At 47.0% G+C, this 16589-nt stretch carries 15 protein-coding genes and 1 riboswitch; of the genes, 1 reads left to right on the forward strand and 14 read right to left on the reverse strand.

The window, feature by feature from the left end; translation table 11 throughout:
• Positions 1-191: 191 nt before the first annotated feature.
• The 11 genes from FGT79_RS15280 to FGT79_RS15330 form a co-directional block, all read right to left on the reverse strand.
• The gene (locus tag FGT79_RS15280; protein ID WP_138753696.1) at positions 192-962 is read right to left on the reverse strand and encodes a flagellin N-terminal helical domain-containing protein; all 771 of its coding nucleotides are present in this window, start codon (positions 960-962) and stop codon (positions 192-194) included.
• A gap of 119 nt (positions 963-1081) precedes the next feature.
• Positions 1082-1318, reverse strand: coding sequence for a carbon storage regulator CsrA (csrA, locus tag FGT79_RS15285; RefSeq protein ID WP_138753697.1), 237 nt, complete (start codon positions 1316-1318; stop codon positions 1082-1084).
• Position 1319: 1 nt separating this feature from the next.
• Complete coding sequence (gene fliW, locus FGT79_RS15290) at positions 1320-1763, reverse strand: flagellar assembly protein FliW (protein WP_138753698.1); 444 nt, start codon at positions 1761-1763, stop codon at positions 1320-1322.
• Positions 1764-1876: 113 nt separating this feature from the next.
• Entirely contained in the window at positions 1877-2785 is a 909-nt protein-coding gene (flgL, locus tag FGT79_RS15295; protein ID WP_138753699.1) for a flagellar hook-associated protein FlgL, read from the reverse strand.
• A 62-nt stretch (positions 2786-2847) separates the two neighbouring features.
• Positions 2848-4377: a flagellar hook-associated protein FlgK gene (gene flgK / locus FGT79_RS15300; protein WP_138753700.1), complete on the reverse strand. Its 1530-nt coding sequence runs from the start codon at positions 4375-4377 to the stop codon at positions 2848-2850.
• A gap of 15 nt (positions 4378-4392) precedes the next feature.
• A complete protein-coding gene (locus tag FGT79_RS15305; RefSeq protein ID WP_138753701.1) occupies positions 4393-4890 on the reverse strand; it encodes a flagellar protein FlgN in 498 nt (165 codons plus the stop codon).
• Positions 4891-4905: 15 nt separating this feature from the next.
• Positions 4906-5184 carry a flagellar biosynthesis anti-sigma factor FlgM gene (gene flgM, locus FGT79_RS15310; protein WP_138753702.1) on the reverse strand — a complete coding sequence of 93 codons (279 nt, stop codon included), beginning with the start codon at positions 5182-5184 and terminating at the stop codon, positions 4906-4908.
• Positions 5185-5296: 112 nt separating this feature from the next.
• Positions 5297-5713, reverse strand: coding sequence for a TIGR03826 family flagellar region protein (locus tag FGT79_RS15315; protein WP_138753703.1), 417 nt, complete (start codon positions 5711-5713; stop codon positions 5297-5299).
• 112 nt (positions 5714-5825) lie between these two features.
• Positions 5826-6719, reverse strand: a complete 894-nt coding sequence (locus FGT79_RS15320; RefSeq protein ID WP_138753704.1) for a ComFC family protein — start codon at positions 6717-6719, stop codon at positions 5826-5828.
• Complete coding sequence (locus FGT79_RS15325; RefSeq protein ID WP_246096451.1) at positions 6716-9265, reverse strand: ATP-dependent helicase ComFA; 2550 nt, start codon at positions 9263-9265, stop codon at positions 6716-6718. Before FGT79_RS15325 ends, FGT79_RS15320 begins: the two co-directional genes overlap by 4 nt.
• 151 nt (positions 9266-9416) lie before the next feature.
• On the reverse strand, positions 9417-9878 hold the full coding sequence (locus tag FGT79_RS15330) for a hypothetical protein (RefSeq protein ID WP_138753705.1): 462 nt from the start codon (positions 9876-9878) through the stop codon (positions 9417-9419).
• A gap of 248 nt (positions 9879-10126) precedes the next feature.
• Positions 10127-10210: riboswitch (cyclic di-GMP riboswitch) on the forward strand.
• 29 nt (positions 10211-10239) lie between these two features.
• On the opposite strand from FGT79_RS15330, the gene FGT79_RS15335 reads away from it, so the two are divergent.
• Entirely contained in the window at positions 10240-11742 is a 1503-nt protein-coding gene (locus tag FGT79_RS15335) for a SpaA isopeptide-forming pilin-related protein (protein WP_138753706.1), read from the forward strand.
• Between the two features lie 120 nt (positions 11743-11862).
• Here FGT79_RS15335 and FGT79_RS15340 read toward each other — a convergent pair whose 3' ends face one another.
• From FGT79_RS15340 to FGT79_RS15350, 3 genes are all read right to left on the reverse strand, one after another.
• A complete protein-coding gene (locus FGT79_RS15340; RefSeq protein WP_138754040.1) occupies positions 11863-12591 on the reverse strand; it encodes a response regulator in 729 nt (242 codons plus the stop codon).
• 7 nt (positions 12592-12598) lie between these two features.
• The gene (locus tag FGT79_RS15345; protein WP_281285975.1) at positions 12599-13738 is read right to left on the reverse strand and encodes a sensor histidine kinase; all 1140 of its coding nucleotides are present in this window, start codon (positions 13736-13738) and stop codon (positions 12599-12601) included.
• A gap of 97 nt (positions 13739-13835) precedes the next feature.
• Positions 13836-16550, reverse strand: a complete 2715-nt coding sequence (locus FGT79_RS15350) for a stalk domain-containing protein (RefSeq protein ID WP_138753708.1) — start codon at positions 16548-16550, stop codon at positions 13836-13838.
• Positions 16551-16589 lie beyond the last annotated feature (39 nt).

The following is a 16589-nucleotide window of genomic DNA, read 5'->3' on the forward strand; positions in this document are numbered from 1 at the left end:
ACTTATTATCGGTGTTATTCAATAAATGTTTATAGCTGAATTTAATCTTTTTTCATTTCTTTAAGCTTGTTGATGCGCTCACTTGCATTAATGCGCGATTTCTCCACGTTTTGATACATGCTCTCTACTGAAATATGGATATAAAAAAAGAGACCTTAGAATATCTAAGATCTCTTTTATTACTAAAAGAATTATTGCAGCAAGGACAATACGCCTTGTGGCTGCGAGTTTGCTTGAGCAAGCATCGATTGAGAAGCTTGTAGAAGAATGTTATTCTTCGTAAGGTTAACCATCTCTTTCGCCATATCTGTATCACGAATACGGGATTCAGCTGCTGTAAGGTTCTCTACAGTTGTACCCAAGTTGTTCGAAGTGTACTCTAGACGGTTTTGTACAGCACCCAGTTTAGCGCGCTCTGTGGAAACCGCTTCAATCGCTGTTTCAACAGCTGAAAGGTCGCTAGTGCTGGAAAGGCCACTGAAACTACCTGTTGAAATCGAACCGATAGAAATCGATTGCGATGCATCATCAGATTGGATAAATGCGCCAGAAGTAATGTTCTTACCATTGAATTTCGTGTCGTTCATGATGTTGCCGATTTGCGAACCAAGCTCATTAAGCTCAACATTGATGTTCGAAATGTCGCCAGCTGTGTAAGTTCCGCTGTTCAACTTCTGAACGTTCAATTCTTTCATACGGCTAAGCATCGAGCTTACTTCGTTCATTGCGCCCTCAGCTGTTTGTACAAACGATACTCCGTCTTGTACGTTCTTTTGAGCTTGCTCAAGACCACGGATTTGACCGCGCATTTTCTCGGAAACAGCAAGACCAGCAGCATCGTCAGCTGCACGGTTGATACGAAGACCGGAAGATAGTTTCTCCATGGATTTGCCAGCAGCGGCGTTGTTAAGACCCATGTTGCGGTGAGTGTTCAAAGCTGTAATGTTGTGATTAATACGCATTGTAATTTCCTCCCTGAAATGGTTATTTAGTCCCACATCCATGTGGTAAGCTTTATTCAGTTGCTCTAATAAGCTCTATACTTATTATCGGTGCTATTCAGTAATTGTTTATAGCTTGATTAATCTTTTTTCATTTTTTTGAACTGATTAATAAGTTCACTTGCAGTAATGCTTGATTTCTCTGCGTTTTGATTCATACTCTCTACTGAAACATAAAGCTCCTTACGCAATATACCCACTTCTCCCGGTGCTTTTATCCCAATCTTCACCGTATCTCCGGTTAGCTCTAATATGCTTATTTCAATATCATCGCCTATGAGTACTGCTTCGCCTTTCTTTCTCGTCAATACAAGCATTTCATTCGCCCCCTGCCGATACACGCTTTGAAAACAACGGTTGATGAATAGAATAGCCGCCATTCGGCAATATATACTGCATGCCTGTAAGATCGGTTGTATTTATAATAATAGGTGCAGCCAAATTTATCGTTGCAGCATCCAATTCGCCCTGCACATTGACTATGTTATAGACTTGAATCTGTTCCTTGCTATGTAGATTCATCGTTTCTTTCAATTGATCTGGCAAGTCAAATTCATATTCTTGAAAAAAATCAAAAGGAGAAGCGATAATGAAAGCGAGTGAACCATCCTCTACAGACTGTAGATACTGAAAGGGACTTTCCTCTATAACAACAATCGTAAAACATCGATATTTTTTGAAGCCTGGCATTCCTCCCGAAAAGGTAATCACCTTTTCTTCTTCATACTCCAATAAACCAAATCTGCTTGTTTCGAGTTCCATGGTGTTCACACTCCAATTATGTATTTACTAATAGAAGAAGCTACAGCATCGTTACCGATTCCATAGCTTCATGATATACCCTATCGTTGTTTCAACTATTCGAGCCGCTTATATTAACGTAAAAAATCAATTAAAGATTTGCTGATGACCTTAGCGCCTACAGAAAGCGAAGCCTCATAAATCGTTTGGCTCGTTCTAGAATCAATAAGCACCTGCTCCAAATCAGCGTCCTCTACCTTCGATTGCATATCCGTCAAACTGAGCTTAAAGTCTGCCAATCTAGCTTGCATCAGTTCAACACGATTTGCCTTGGCTCCGATTTGTGCACGACCATTTAGCATCCTATCATAGCTGCTTTCAATATTCGGAATTTCAGAGGAAATACCTGTGTAATTTCCGTTATTTAATTGAGTTGTAATGCGATCAATAACTGCAAATACATTATCCGTTGCATTAGCGGCACCGAATACATCATTACCCGTAAGGCTAATTCCTATTTTCACGTTCGTACCGACTGAATAATTAACAGATGTATTATCCGTCACGACCGCTTTCGCGTCAAAAAGCGGATTAGTCGTATCATATGGTATTCTATCGAACATTTCTCCATTAAAAATGTACTTCCCGTTCATTTTGCTGTTGGCAATATCAATCATTTGATTTTTCAGCTCTGCAACTTCGCTTTTTATAGCGTCCAGCGCTTCTTGCGGATTAGTACCGTTAGAAGCTTGGGTTGACAATTCCTTCAACCGCTGCATGATATCACCAGCCTGATTGATGATTGTATCTGTGAAATCAAGCCACGATGCCGCCTGATCTGTATTTTTCTCAAATTGCTCGTTACTTGCAAGCTCCGACCGATAACGCAAGGAATACGTAATGCCTACCGGATCATCTGATGCTTTATTCAGCTTAAGTCCTGATGATGCTTGCTGCTGAATAGAAGACATCGACTTTAAGTTATTATTGATATTACGGGAAAGCTGCGAGTGCATCATTCCTTGCGTAATCCTAAGCGCCATGATGAAGCCTCCTATATAAAAATATACAATCGAGTACTTTAACTTTATATGATCTCATGGAATTAACGTCCTACAGTACCTGTACCATTAATTAGTTTATCCAGCATTTCGTCAAACGTCGTCATGAAGCGTGCTGCTGCAGAATAAGCATATTGATATTTGATCATATCTGACATTTCTTCATCTAAAGAAACGCCGCTGATCGACATTCTACTGTTATCTACTTGGGCTAGTTGTGCCTCAGCGTTGGAATTGTCGCGAGTAGCCGCTTGACTTTTAACGCCTAATGCGCCAACAACAGCGCTATAGAAGTCACCAACTGTAGCAATCTTCACCGTTCCGCCTGATGCCGTCTCATCGAATGAAAACTTCAAATCCGATAATTGACCCATTAGCAACGCTAAGCTATTATTGCCCTTCACGACTGTCGTTACACCATTCTCCACAGTTGTCCTCATCGATGAGGCAATTTTATTGGAATCCGTTGCAATGCTGGCATTAAGCTGGATGCTTGCAGCCGTAATCGTAGTCGAACCATTTTTTATCGTAAAAATATCTTCGCCTGTTGAAGGTGGATTCGTGAGGGTATATCCTAGCTTATGGAGACCATTAATACCCTTTACAACCATTACTTGATTTGTTGCTGTCGGAGTCGTTGTTCCCGGAAGAACAGAGCCAGCCGGTATTGTTACTTCGACGTCGCCATTTGCAATGGTATTCGCTAATGTGTCCAACTGTTGCAAAAGATCCCGAACATCATTCAAAGAAGTATACATACCATGAATTTTACCGCCTGTTAGCGTACCGCCAGCGAAAGCTGTTGCAAGCGTCGCAGGAGTCATTGCCGTGGATGCCCCTCCCTCTACGAGAGGTGCTCCGCCCATTGTAATCGAATAGCCGTCGGCTGTTTCCGTAACGTTAATATTGACAAGGCTGGAAAGCTTGTCAGTAAGGTAGTCACGCTGATCCCGTAAGTCATTTGCATTATCACCGAGAGACTCGATTTTCTTTATTTGTGCATTAAGGGAAGCGATGGAGTTCGTCATCGTGTTCGCTTCCGCAGCTGTTGCTTCTATATTCGAATTCAAATCATCTTGCAAGTCAGTTAGTTTTCCGCTCAAGCCGTTGAACGTATCCGTCAATGCCTGTGTGCGTTCTACCAGAATCTCCCTAGCAGTCACGTTCTCTGGATCTTTACTCAGATCTGACCATGCATCCCAGAAACCAGAGAGCACTGTGCGAATACTCGTTTCTGACGGCTCATTAATAAAGGACTCAAGCTTACTTAACGTGTCCGCTTGTATGGAGGTACTGCCTGCTATATCCGATTGCTCACGATATTGAGCGTCCAAAAAGGCATCCCGAATACGTGTTATCGATGTATACTCCACGCCCGTTCCCAATTGCCCTGGGGCATTTGATTTGGATATGCCATAAGCTTCAATTGGTCTCGTTGCCACCATGGTAACCTTCTGTCTCGTATACCCTTCGGTGTTAGCATTCGATATGTTATGACTTAATGTACTCAAAGCCACCTGTTGTGTAATCAAACTCCGCTTAGACGTTTCCAGGGAGTGGAATGTTGAAGTCATCGACTTGCCTCCTTCTTACGCTCTGCTGTCAAAAATTTTGTTGCTTCGATTGCCTGCTTGCTGATTCATGGGATGACGATAAACGAGATCCTCATTCGGATCATCAACCATGAGACCGATTGAAAAATCTAAATAGTCAAGAGACTGCTGGATGAGTTGCTGATTCAAATCATTCGCATGCTTTAATTGTGTCAGTAAGCTTGTAAGCTTCCCGTGCATGTGAATGAGCTCCTCTTTCTCATTCGGATTAGTAACAGCCTTTATGAGTTCAGACAGCACGCCGCTCCGGATTCGAAAACCAATCTCTTTAATATAGCGTACCGTTAAGAGAACTCTTTGCTGCTCCAGCTTCTCTGCATTAGCAGCCAGCAATTTTTCCTTCTGGGTAAGCACATTCAGAGTAAGAACATCATTCTTCATTATCAAAGCTTTCTTCTTCAGCTCAATGTCAAGAAGCTGCTCATAAAGCCTATATTGCTGCTGAAGAGTATCAACAATCTGGGAAACAGACATGCTTCTTCACCCGTTCTATTCTGATTGTTTGTTTCCGAGATAAGGAAGCAGCTTCTCTGCGATCTTGCCCGCTTCCACATGATAAGTGCCCGATGCAACTGAATTCTTCAGTTCTTCAATATGCTTCGTTCTGTCCGTCCCGTTTGTCTTGCTGGATGTTAGAAGCTCCTTGGCTGCAGCAGAAATTTGGACCTCGTCCTTCTGCTTCGCCTTATCAGCGGAACCTACACGTGCGTCCTTTTGCTTCTGGTAAGGGTTAACTCCACCAATCCGATTCGTTTCATTTATTTTCATCTTATCCACCTCATTTATCTACAGGAACTAAAAAAGCCGATTACCTTTACAAGTATTATCGGCTTCAGTCAAGTGAAATTTTATAGGCAAGAAAATATTAGCATGATTTCGTTTATTTATCTTTATACCTGTCTAATCCTTTATACACTCCGTTTGGATTAAATGCGCTTTTCAAATCTTCTTTTCTTGCTATATCCTGAAACATCTGCTTTTTGTCCTTCTCAATTCGATGGCGGCAGTTATCGCAAAGATTATGCTCTCTAATAAGATTCCCACAAGATTCACAAGGGTAGGACATATTCGGTGCATTCATAATGGAGATGCGGCCCTCGCGTATAAATTTCGTGATTTGCTTAACGGATACGCCCGTTGCATCTGCTACTTCGGTTATGATGGAACCTTTGAACTCACGTAAATAGTTTGCGCAAAGTTCGTATTCTTTATCAATATCTCGCATGCAAACCGGGCACACGTCTCTAAAGTTTTTGGCAAAAAGCTTTCCGCAGCGAGGACAGTTATCCAAGTTCATCGCTCTGAGCCCTCCTTTTATGGTTAAACGAATCAGTTATTACCATTATTCTAAACGAAAGCGCCAACATTTTCACTATGAATCTATTGCTATCATTGGAGTCATCATATAGTTAAGAGCGTGCCCATGTCAAAATATACATTTCAATCGGCCATGCAGCGGAATCTATTAAGGCCTGCGAGCAAGCCTCCGCCGTGCTTCCTGTCGTATAAATATCGTCTATCAACAGAATACGAGAGACCGTTTGACCCTTATTTCTCTCGTTCGTGGAATTGGAAATTCTCGTATACACACGCTGAAGCTGATCCGCTCTGACGTTAAAAAGAGACTGTGTGTCGCGCTGCCGTTCAGCGCGGCTTTTAAAGCTTTGCTTCTCGGTATGTCGGGTTCGAATGAGCAGTTGCATGAGCGGCAGGTTATAATCATTTGCTATACGACTTGCAAGCTGCTCTGCCTGATTAAAGCCCCGCTCGTTCTCTCGCTCCATACTAACGGGAACATAGGTGACAGCATCCCAACAATCTGTGAATCTTGTTTCAGACTTCGTATTCGGTTTTTGGCTTCTACTGGTTCGCAGTATGATTTCAGTCGTCATCGCTTCAAACACTGGCAGAAGCATCGCCGCAAGCAGCGGAGCAAGCTGCTCATTGCCGCGGTATTTATACAGGGCGAGCATCTCTCTCATCGCGGAATTATAATGAACCGCGCTGCGGTTGAATTGAAATGCGCCGTGCGGACTGCGAATGCAGTCCTCGCACGGGATTCCTCGCCCACAGCGAGTGCAGGCGATGCGGGTCAGCCACGGTATGGCGGAGAGGCAATCTCCGCAGAGAGACTCCCGAAGCTGGCGCAGCAGCTTCGTTTGCACTGCGCTGCCCACGCTGCGAGCTGCGGATTGCGGTTTGCCGCATAGGAAGCATGCGGCAGACGTTGGCGCGAGCAGTTGCGCGCCTGCAGCAAAGGCGGAATGCAGCCGCCTGAGCCAAGCTAGCGGCGAGACGGTCATCGGTGCGAGCCTCCTTTACCGCTGGGGAGCAGATAGCCTTGCTTGCGGGCTATCCGGTTCATCGTTCGAATGTGGCTGACGGCTTGCTGCTGCGGGCGATTGCGCTCCCGGCTGCAGAAATAGACATGGCCAAAAGGATCATCCGCCGATCTTCCCGCCCTGCCCGCCATCTGCACCAAAGAAGCTTCATCGAACAGACGACCGTCCGCATCGAGAATGTAGACGTCGCTTTTGGGAATGGTGACCCCTCTCTCCAGTATCGTTGTTGTAACGAGCACACGAATATCCCTTGCCCGGAAGCGCAGTACTTTGTCAGCACGCTCTGCGTCCTGTGAAGAGGTAGCTGCTACTGCCAAACAAGGTAGAGCAGCCCGCAGCAACGCGGCCATTGCCTCTGTTTGCGCAATCTGCTGTACGAACACAAATAACTGTGCTCCACGCGCGAGCGAGGTTCGCAAGGCGGAGAGCAGCTTCGGCGGCAGCTTCCGCTGTTGCAGCATTTGCTTCACTGCAGGCGTTTGAAGCAGCTTGGGTACCGGAAGTGGATGGCGATGATAGCGCACAGGAACTCTTGCATGCGGAAGCTTGCCGCGCTTCGCTGCCCGCTGTAGTTCACTTGGCGGCGTTGCGGACAAGAGCAGCCTTGCTGCGCCTGGTGCACAGCTTTTGTCCGCTGCATAATGCAATAGGGGATCGCCGGCGAACGGAAATGCATCGAGCTCGTCCACTACAACCAGATCAAACCCCTGATAGAAGCGGAGCAGTTGATGCGTAGTTGCCAGCGTAATGTCACCACTCTCCCAGCGCTGCTCGCTTCCTCCGTATAAGGTCACCACAGCCGCGCTCGGAAAAGCTTTGCGTATTCGGGGATCCAGTTCAATCACGACATCACGGCGTGGCGTAGCGATGAGCGCCTTCCCGCCTCGCAGCAGCACAGCCTCCACTAAAGGAAATATCATCTCCGTCTTGCCGGCCCCCGTTACAGCCCACAGCAGAAACTCTCTCGGACTCGAAGGTTCTCCTCGAGGTAAATGCGGGCCGTTCGTGTAGGCCTCCTCCACAAACGTCAACGCCTTTACTGCTGCCGCCGTCTGCGCAGGGCTCAGCTGCCATTTCCTCAGCCGCTGCTCAATTGGCGGCAGCTTGCCCATCATCGCATCGCAAGGCTCTGCTCCGCTCAATCCCGAACGCTGCCCTGTCACCAGCAGCTCACATTCCCGGCTCCGCCCCATCCCAAGGCACGCCGTGCAATAGGCGCAGATCCTCCCGCACGAGGCACATGCCGTGCGGTGCTGGGACGCCTCCCCGCTCCCGCAGCGCAGACATCTACGCTCGCGCCTGCGGCGTCCCAGCGCCCCCGATTGCCCGCCATTTTCGGCGGCAATCGATCCGCTCAGGCGCACCAGTCCGAGCAGCGCGGCAAGCTGGAGCATGGCGCTCCAGTCTGCCGCGGCGCCGGGACTGCCCGCGCCAGACAACAGAGCGTGCGCCTCGCTGCGAAGCAGCGCACGTCCCTGCACCATAGCCGCGGCGCGCTTAGCACCCGCAGCGATCCGCTCCAGCTCTGCTCTCTTCACTCGCATTTGTCTCTCCGCTTCGTCACGGACTGCTCCCTCCATTCGCATTCCCCTCATCGCTTCTCTGCTCGTCGCTCCTTCCATTCGCGTTCCCCTCATCGCTTCTCCACTCTCCGCTCCTTCCATTCGCATCCCACTCATCGCTTCTCTACCCTCCGCTCCTTCCATTCGCATTCCCCTCATCGCTTCTCTGCTCGTCGCTCCTTCCATTCGCATTCCACTCATCGCTTCTCTACCCTCCGCTCCTTCCATTCGCGTTCCACTCATCGCTTCTCTACTCTCCACTCCTTCCATTTGCATTCCCCTCCCCGCCTCGCTCCCCTCTGCTACCTCCATTCGCATTCCACTCATCGCTTCTCCACTCTCCGCTCCTTCCATTCGCATCCCACTCATCGCTTCTCTACTCTCCGCTCCCTCCATCCACGTTCTCCTCCCCGCCTCGCTCCCCTCTGCTACCCTCTCCCAACGCTCTACTAAACTCATCAATCGCTCCGCTCCCAGCTTTATCTGCCGCTTTGACCTACCGCCAAACTGCAGCCACCGCCTACGGCCTGCATCTGCTTTTTCTTGCTCCACTTGGCGCTTTACCTGCTCCACACAGGCTATTAGCAGCTCTGCAGCCTCTCGGTCATCTACGCTGCTCCCCCCATTGTTCCGGAATACAGCTGCAAACTTATTTAAATGATCAAGCTTGTCCACCCGTTCCACTGCTAGCTTATTCCGCTCAGCAATAACGGTCTTCAATCTTTTGCTACTATACGCGGTTTCCCAACATTCCACAGCCAAACAAGCATCACCGAGCGGCATCCCCTCCTGCAGCAGCCATCCCGCTTCTGCGACATCCGAATTTAGACGCCCCGAACCGCCATAGAGGCCATCCATCCAAAAATGTTTATCAACTTCAGCATGAATAGTCATCCTCGCCTGCCAGCTTCCGCATACCTTAATTACATAGATCTGTACTCTCATCCCTGTTCTCCCCTTCATCATCTATCCCATATTCAGCGTCTACTCCTACTCATGCACCCACATGCAGCAAACGAAAAAAAGCACACCCGATAACGCGCAGCGCGTCATCAGGTGTGCTTCACCCAAAATATTCATTTGTCAAAATTATATCCTAAAATGGCATTTTCGACAAATCCGACGGATTCTGTAAATCAATCAGCACAGCGTGATCCGATTGCGATACGACGCCTTCGGCTTGCAGCAACCACAACAACTGCGTACCGTCAGCAGCCTTCATTTGAGAACGCTTACTGTCCACATTTTGAATAGCTGTACTTATTCCACTACTATGCACCTTGACTGCTCTTCCATCTCTGGATAATCGCTCAACAATGGCCAGCGTTTCATCGGTCGCCCCTTGATCGACAATTGTAAGCCGAACATCCTTACCCATTCTCCGCGAGAAAGAAAACAACGACCGCATATACCATTCCATATTTTTTTGCTGAACGTCCGCCACAAGCACATAATGCTTGCTAGTCTGCTGCCTGCCTCGCCAAATGCGATAAGCCAGATGCACCGACAATGCAGCCAGAGCATAACAGCCAATAACCATAAATAAAAGTTCCAACATGGCGGCCACCTCCTTATGCTGTCACTATATGCTCGGAAGAGCCCACTGGTTCCGCCAGACGGGACAAGATTACAAAATGTGTATATAGCCTGAGCAACTTTATTATTACTGTGATTAATAGTCAAAATGCGACAAAGAAACACCCTTGAGCAATTTACAATATATGCTATCATTTTAATACGAAGCCTTGCATATATAACATATGCGTGAACATGAAAGGAAGCGGTGATATACGAACGCTAAGTTCGAACAGCCAGGGAAGCGATGAAGTATAGTCTGTATGTGGACACTTGGATTATATGGAGCGAATAGTGTAACCGGCCCTCTTAGAACACCAACCTATCTAAGAGGAGAGTGAAACATGCGTTTTTTTAGAAAGCAAGTCGCTTTAAGTTTAGCCTTCTTATTGATTTTTTCGATCGCGTTCGGCTCTATAGCCCTGGCGGAAGGAGGGAACGGCGACAATTCTTATGAGGACGATCCGCCTTCTGAGAACAGCTGCGAAGGGTACTCTTCCAATAGGGAATATATTATCGCTACCCATTCCAACATCGTTGACAACGGCGACGGTACGGCAACAGCTACCTTTACGACGACTGAGGATTGCGTAAGAGTAAGCTTCTCCTCCTATGCAGGCCCTGCAGATTGGAAACCCGCTCCTGGTGAAACGACAATCCCCTATCAGAAGCAAGTCCACTTCGATGGATATTCGATCATTTATCCAAAAGCCGGCAGCCACAGCATTACGGTACGCCTTCCTAGCTGCCAACCGTATCAACTCGACATATACAGCGGCGATTTAATTACCAAGCTAGGGGTAGGCGCGCATGGTGACAAGATTAAAGCCTGGAAGCTAAAGCTTACAAGCACATGTACAGGCAGCATCGTGGTTAACAAGCATATCAACCATTCAGAAGGTGCTCCACATGCCGGTATTACCTTTGAGCTTTGGCATAATGATGTATTGTTCCGCACTGGAGCAACAGGCGAAGGCGGCATACTGAAGTTCGAAGATTTGCCAATCGGATCTTACGTCCTGAAGGAAATAACGTTAACAGGTTTTACAACGGATTTATCTTCGAGTGAGCTAATCGAGGTAACCGCAGCTTCGAGCGTATTGCAGATCGTTATCAATACACCTAAGCTGAAATTAGCTACCGCGTGCTCGGCTGATCCAGAAGCGACAAGAAGCTGGATCGTAACCAATGAAAGTAATATTGAGGTTCCTTTCTACTGGGAGGTTCCTGGCTCATCTCAGACTGGCGAAGGGAATATTCCAGGTAATACTTCCGTAACCGTCTCAACTTACGCAGTTGCATCGAACCCTGAACTCCGAACTACAGCAAACCCAAACACACTCACGGTCATTTGGGGCAATGAGAAAGAGCTTTCTCTCGTGAACAGCGGCGAGACTTGTACAACACCTACACCTACACCATCAAATTCACCTACACCTACGCCTACTACATCGACAACACCTACACCTACACCTGAGACTACGCCTACAATTACACCTACTACACCAACAACACCTAGGCCTGAGACTACGCCTTCCTCTGCGCCTACAAATACACCTAGCGCAACACCTTCTGCGACACCAGAGGTTACACCAACGGTATCGCCTACACCTAAGGAGACCGAAGTTGTCATCATAGACGATGAGCAGCCTCCAGTTGGTGGCGGAGATGTAGATCCAGAGGTAGATTCGGCCACCGACACCGTGATCGATGTGCTGGATGAGCAAGTACCGCTTGACACTTTGCCTAAAACCGGCGCTTCGAGTCCCGTTCCTTACTACCTGATCGGCGCATTCGCACTTACGGCAGGAATCATCTCCATCCGCAAGCAGAAGCAAAGTAAGTAGCTTATAGAATCATGAGGCTTAGATAGAGCCTCTGCCGGAAACAAGCTAAATAAACAGAGAAACCCCCGTAATCGATCGATTACGGGGGTTTCTCTGTATGTATTCTTCTAGCAAGTATCTTTACAAAGTAACCCAACCATATTTTATTGATTGGATAACTGCTTGCGTACGGTCATCTACTTCCATCTTCTGCAAAATGCTGCTCACATGATTTTTAACCGTTTTCTCGCTAATAAATAAAAACTCGCCAATTAGCTTGTTGCTTTTGCCTTCTGCCATCAACCTTAAAACCTCAGCTTCACGACGTGTTAACGGGCTCTCATCGCCTGCAACGAATTTAACGCCCGGCTCTTGGGCTGCTGCTGCCCCTGACACAATTCCCATCTCGTCCAAGTACGTCATGCGGCGAAGCTGATTAATAAGCTTGCCTGTTACTTTAGGATGGATGTAAGCATGGCCTTGTACCACAGAGCGAATCGCATTAATGAGCGATTCCGCTTCCATATCTTTCAGCAAGTAGCCAGTTGCCCCTTTGCGAAGCGTTTCAAACACATAACTCTCATCATCGTGGATGGATAGAATGATAACCTTTACATCAGGGAACAAGCTCTTCAGCCGTTCAGTCGTAACGACACCGTTCTCGATTGGCATATTGATATCCATTAGCACAATTTCTGGAATCGTATGATTGCAAAACTCCATGACTTGAATGCCGTCTCCGCATTCGCCAATGACTTCAAGATCATCTTCCATATTCAGAATCCGTTTAAGTCCTTCACGAAATAGCTGGTGGTCATCTGCAAGTAAAATTTTGATTGTATTCACATTGCCAGCAGGTTTCTGGATCATCATCATCTTACTCCTTTCTAGATTCGGCAGTAGTAGGTATATCTATTACAATCTTCGTCCCGCTACCAGGATTTGAGTCTATATCCATCCTTCCTTCAATCAGCTCAATCCTCTCCCTCATTCCTACCAATCCAAAATGTGCGTTTCGAGTAGCGTCTTGCTCAATTAAGTCGCTGTGAAATCCTACGCCGTTGTCTTGAATAAGGAGTGAAATATGCTGCGGCTGATAGTTAATCTCGAGCTTAACATGTGTTGCGCTAGCGTGCTTCAACGCATTGGTGAAAGCTTCTTGAACCAAACGGTATATAGCCGCTTCCATTGCAGAGGGCATTCGAGCCTCTTTGCCAATTAACTCGAATACGGTATGTATTTTTGTTTTCTCTTCGAAATCCTGCGTGAACTTCCGCAATGTAGGTACAAGTCCCAGATCATCCAGAGCCATCGGACGCAAATTGAAAATGATTTTGCGAATTTCCTCTAGTCCAGAACGTACCTGCCCTTTCAAATCTACTAATTCTTCCTGTACCATCACAAATTCCTGCTTGATAAGCATACGTTCTGCAATTTCTGTTCGAAGAACGATATTCGCAAGCGATTGCGCAGGTCCATCATGAATCTCCCTAGCAATTCGTTTGCGCTCTTCCTCTTGTGCTAGAATAATCTTCAAGCCTAGCAGCTGCCTTGTCTTGGCAGATTCAATGATTCGGGTCACCTGATTCAAGTCGCCTGCTAAATATTCAAGCACGACATTAATTTGCGAAGCTATCGTTTCTGCCCGCTCAATGGAATTTTCCACATTACGCACTCGCTTCTGCAAATCATCCCGTCTTGCCTTTAGGTAAGACTCCTTCTCACGATATACCATCAAATCAAGCTGGATTTGGGTCGCCTTCTCATAGGCTGATTTAATATCATCTTCCTTATAGCGCACGAAATCCCGACTAACCTCTGTCAGCCTTATACGCGCACGGCGATAGTCCTGCTCGAGCTGGTCAACCTTTTCGATCGTTTTAACCGTTTCTTGAAGAACGATTTCAAGCTCCTGCTCCAGCGATTCCAATTCCGTGCGCGCTGATTCACATATTTCATAAATTTGATATTTGCTGTCTTCCATGACCTCAATTGCATTCTTAATCACTCGATTTATATCGCCTGTAAGGTGGTCCACTGTAGATCGGCAACCTTTCTGTATTAAAGGTTAATCTACTCTATCATACCACAGATGGGATATCTTTCGTCCATCGTTAATCGATGGTAATCTTTTTGCTTTTCCCGTCGTAGCCCACCTTTAGACCTAGTTTTTCAGAAAATAGGCGTACTGGTATCAAGGTTCGATTATTCCTGACGATCGGCGTTACCTCGGAGGTTTGCAATGCACCATTTAGAATGAGATCCTTTTTACCTAGTGTCATTTCCATCAATTTATTGCCGCGAAGTACCGTTACTTGACCCGTCTGCCCATTGAACAGCAGCTTAGATCCCATCGCATCTGATACAAAACGCACAGGCACGTACGTTACCCCGTTCAAAACGAGCGGCGCCGAATCCAGCTTCAGCGATTTCCCGTTAACCGCTGCAGTCGTATTACCTACAGTCATTTCGACCTTAGTATTCGTATCTACCGTTACTGTAGGTGGATATTGAAGCTTAATATTATCTAGTCCAATTGCACCTGATGGCGACCGCTCATCCTGACCTTCCGCAATGGTTACAACATAAATGCGCTTTAGCTTAACAGGGAATTTCATTCCTGCTGCCGATAGATTGACCTTAACATTTTTCCATCCCGTGAAGTCCAGCTGTTTGGCCAGGTCGAGGAGATGGGCCTTGCCGTCCGCATCAATGAACTCCGCGCGCACCCAGTTCAAACTGTTGTCACCGTAAAGATCTACCGTCATAGAGGTAGGAGATCCTTCTATCGTACGCCCATTTGTATTAAACACTGCATATGATGCTTTCGTTCCCGTACCGTTTGTGAAGTCATATTCCACCCGTAAAGCTTTGGCGGAGGTTTGTGCTACAAAATCAGAAACAAGCTTTACGCTGCCTGTGGTTGTATCAGCAGGTGTCACCTGTGAGGTAATCGGGTACGCTGTCTTCTCGAAATCCTCGAAGGAGCTGACCGCTTCGCCCTGCGTAAACGGAATCATTGCCGGATACCCGTCGTAGCGGGCAATTGCGTAACCTGTGGATACGCCAGCGGTCACCGATTGCACCGTTAAATTATCGCCGGACACACTTGCTGTAAAGCCGATAAACTCCCACTTCACAGAGTCAGCGCTCAGCTTATGTGTACTCCCGTTTTTCAGTTTAACGGTCAAAGGAGCCGTTATAACCGCTCCTTTTGCCAATACGCCAGCTGACGTATCAATGGACAAGGAGGTGATTTGATCCTGTCCTACCACTTCAATATCCTGCTTCGTCGTAATGGCACCCGACTTCACGCTAATTGTCGTCTTGCCCGCTTTAGCAGCCGTAAATTCATTGCCTTTAAACGTACCGATTGCCTTCTCAGTGCTCCACACAGCGGACGAGTTGTCTACATCAAATGGATTGTAATACGTATCATACCCTTTGAGCGAATAAGACGACTTTTGACCTATAAGCATTGTGCTTGCTCCACTAACATTTATGCCTTTCAATGTACCTTTAGGCGCAGAAGTAAAGACTCCAATTCCATTGGCGACGCTTCTTTGAGTCGTGCCATATTGCGTTGCATGTGATAGCTGGAGAGCGTAATTGCCAAGCGGCCGCTCAATCATCGTGGTTGAGCCACCGCCATCAAGATTGACGCCTTTAAAAACACCCAACTGCAGCATTACCTGCTGAAGCTCTTTCAGGTTGAGTCCTGTGTTTCCATTATATCGTTCACTTGTAATCAGGTAGACCTTTGTTCCATCCTTCGAATAGCCGACACCTGACCTAGACGTATAAGATGAGCCGCTGACTCCTGTAATATCGCGGGAGAACGGCGCTGACGCTCCAGCATTGACTAACAATGTATGACCACCGGCCATCATCTCGAAGGACGCAGGATCCACCCTAGCTCCTGTAGTCTGGGATACAAGTGAATAATCGGCTCTTATCTGCTCGCCAATATGCAAATGCTCCTTCACATAAGTCGCTGCTGCTCCATGTGTGCGGAGAATGTAGCCATCCGCTGGTGCTTTGCCCGCAATAGCCTTGTCAATCGAGATCTCCTCGATGATTCCATTGCGCACTAAAACCTCTGTTGGCGTGGAGCCTGAGTTTTTCGGACGCTCTGTACCGCCCCAAGCGCTAGTATAAATATACATCTTATTCACATGACTGTAATTTGAGCCCATTGTCTCTGGCACATATGCCGACTGGTTCAAACCCTCCAGCAAGAAGGTGGAGCCATCCGCAGCCGTTACTAAGCCTTCGAAGGAATAATTGTCGATCATCGGCTTCCGCTCCTTCGACACCGAGAATGCGTACATGCCATTTAGCTTTGAAGGGCTGGACATAAACATGCCACTAGAAACTTGGCCGCCCATCGGCGCCCCTTCATTCCCCATTACAAATACATCCGCATTAATGGCCGCTACCGCTCCGTTTTCCTTCGCCATATTCAGAATCGAGTTAACTTGCCCGATACTATTATTTTTTCCACTTATCGCATTTAAGGATACGTAAGGATTAGATAGGTCGATTTCAATTACATGCACGCTGGTCTGCACCTTCGAGCTGCCCCGCGTTGTATGGAAAACATAGTCTAAGCGTTTAGCCCCTGCAGTAACATACGATTGCTGTGACAGCTTAAGCACAGGATCACTGGCTGCAGCATCTGCTACCGGTGCACCAATTGCCTTCTGCCAGCTGCTTGGTAGAATAGATGCAATCGGCTGAACGAGCAGCGCTCCACCCAACATGACGATAATAATCCGTTTTCCTAAGCCTTCTGACTGCCGTTCATCGTTTTTTTGAGCCTTAACCATTAGATTTGCAACTCTCCCATCCATTAATCTAATAGTTAT

This window comes from Paenibacillus sinopodophylli (genome assembly GCF_005930355.1).
Lineage (GTDB): Bacteria > Bacillota > Bacilli > Paenibacillales > Paenibacillaceae > Pristimantibacillus > Pristimantibacillus sinopodophylli.

What these genes read in the sequence shown, in the direction of transcription:
- fliW (WP_138753698.1), bottom strand. Translation starts at nt 1,763, where the DNA reads ATGGAACTCGAAACAAGCAGATTTGGTTTATTGGAGTATGAAGAAGAA.
- flgK (WP_138753700.1), bottom strand. Translation starts at nt 4,377, where the DNA reads ATGACTTCAACATTCCACTCCCTGGAAACGTCTAAGCGGAGTTTGATT.
- csrA (WP_138753697.1), bottom strand. Translation starts at nt 1,318, where the DNA reads ATGCTTGTATTGACGAGAAAGAAAGGCGAAGCAGTACTCATAGGCGAT.
- FGT79_RS15325 (WP_246096451.1), bottom strand. Translation starts at nt 9,265, where the DNA reads ATGAGAGTACAGATCTATGTAATTAAGGTATGCGGAAGCTGGCAGGCG.
- FGT79_RS15305 (WP_138753701.1), bottom strand. Translation starts at nt 4,890, where the DNA reads ATGTCTGTTTCCCAGATTGTTGATACTCTTCAGCAGCAATATAGGCTT.
- FGT79_RS15335 (WP_138753706.1), top strand. Translation starts at nt 10,240, where the DNA reads ATGCGTTTTTTTAGAAAGCAAGTCGCTTTAAGTTTAGCCTTCTTATTG.
- FGT79_RS15330 (WP_138753705.1), bottom strand. Translation starts at nt 9,878, where the DNA reads ATGTTGGAACTTTTATTTATGGTTATTGGCTGTTATGCTCTGGCTGCA.
- flgM (WP_138753702.1), bottom strand. Translation starts at nt 5,184, where the DNA reads ATGAAAATAAATGAAACGAATCGGATTGGTGGAGTTAACCCTTACCAG.
- FGT79_RS15320 (WP_138753704.1), bottom strand. Translation starts at nt 6,719, where the DNA reads ATGACCGTCTCGCCGCTAGCTTGGCTCAGGCGGCTGCATTCCGCCTTT.
- FGT79_RS15340 (WP_138754040.1), bottom strand. Translation starts at nt 12,591, where the DNA reads ATGATCCAGAAACCTGCTGGCAATGTGAATACAATCAAAATTTTACTT.
- FGT79_RS15315 (WP_138753703.1), bottom strand. Translation starts at nt 5,713, where the DNA reads ATGAACTTGGATAACTGTCCTCGCTGCGGAAAGCTTTTTGCCAAAAAC.
- FGT79_RS15350 (WP_138753708.1), bottom strand. Translation starts at nt 16,550, where the DNA reads ATGGTTAAGGCTCAAAAAAACGATGAACGGCAGTCAGAAGGCTTAGGA.
- flgL (WP_138753699.1), bottom strand. Translation starts at nt 2,785, where the DNA reads ATGGCGCTTAGGATTACGCAAGGAATGATGCACTCGCAGCTTTCCCGT.
- FGT79_RS15280 (WP_138753696.1), bottom strand. Translation starts at nt 962, where the DNA reads ATGCGTATTAATCACAACATTACAGCTTTGAACACTCACCGCAACATG.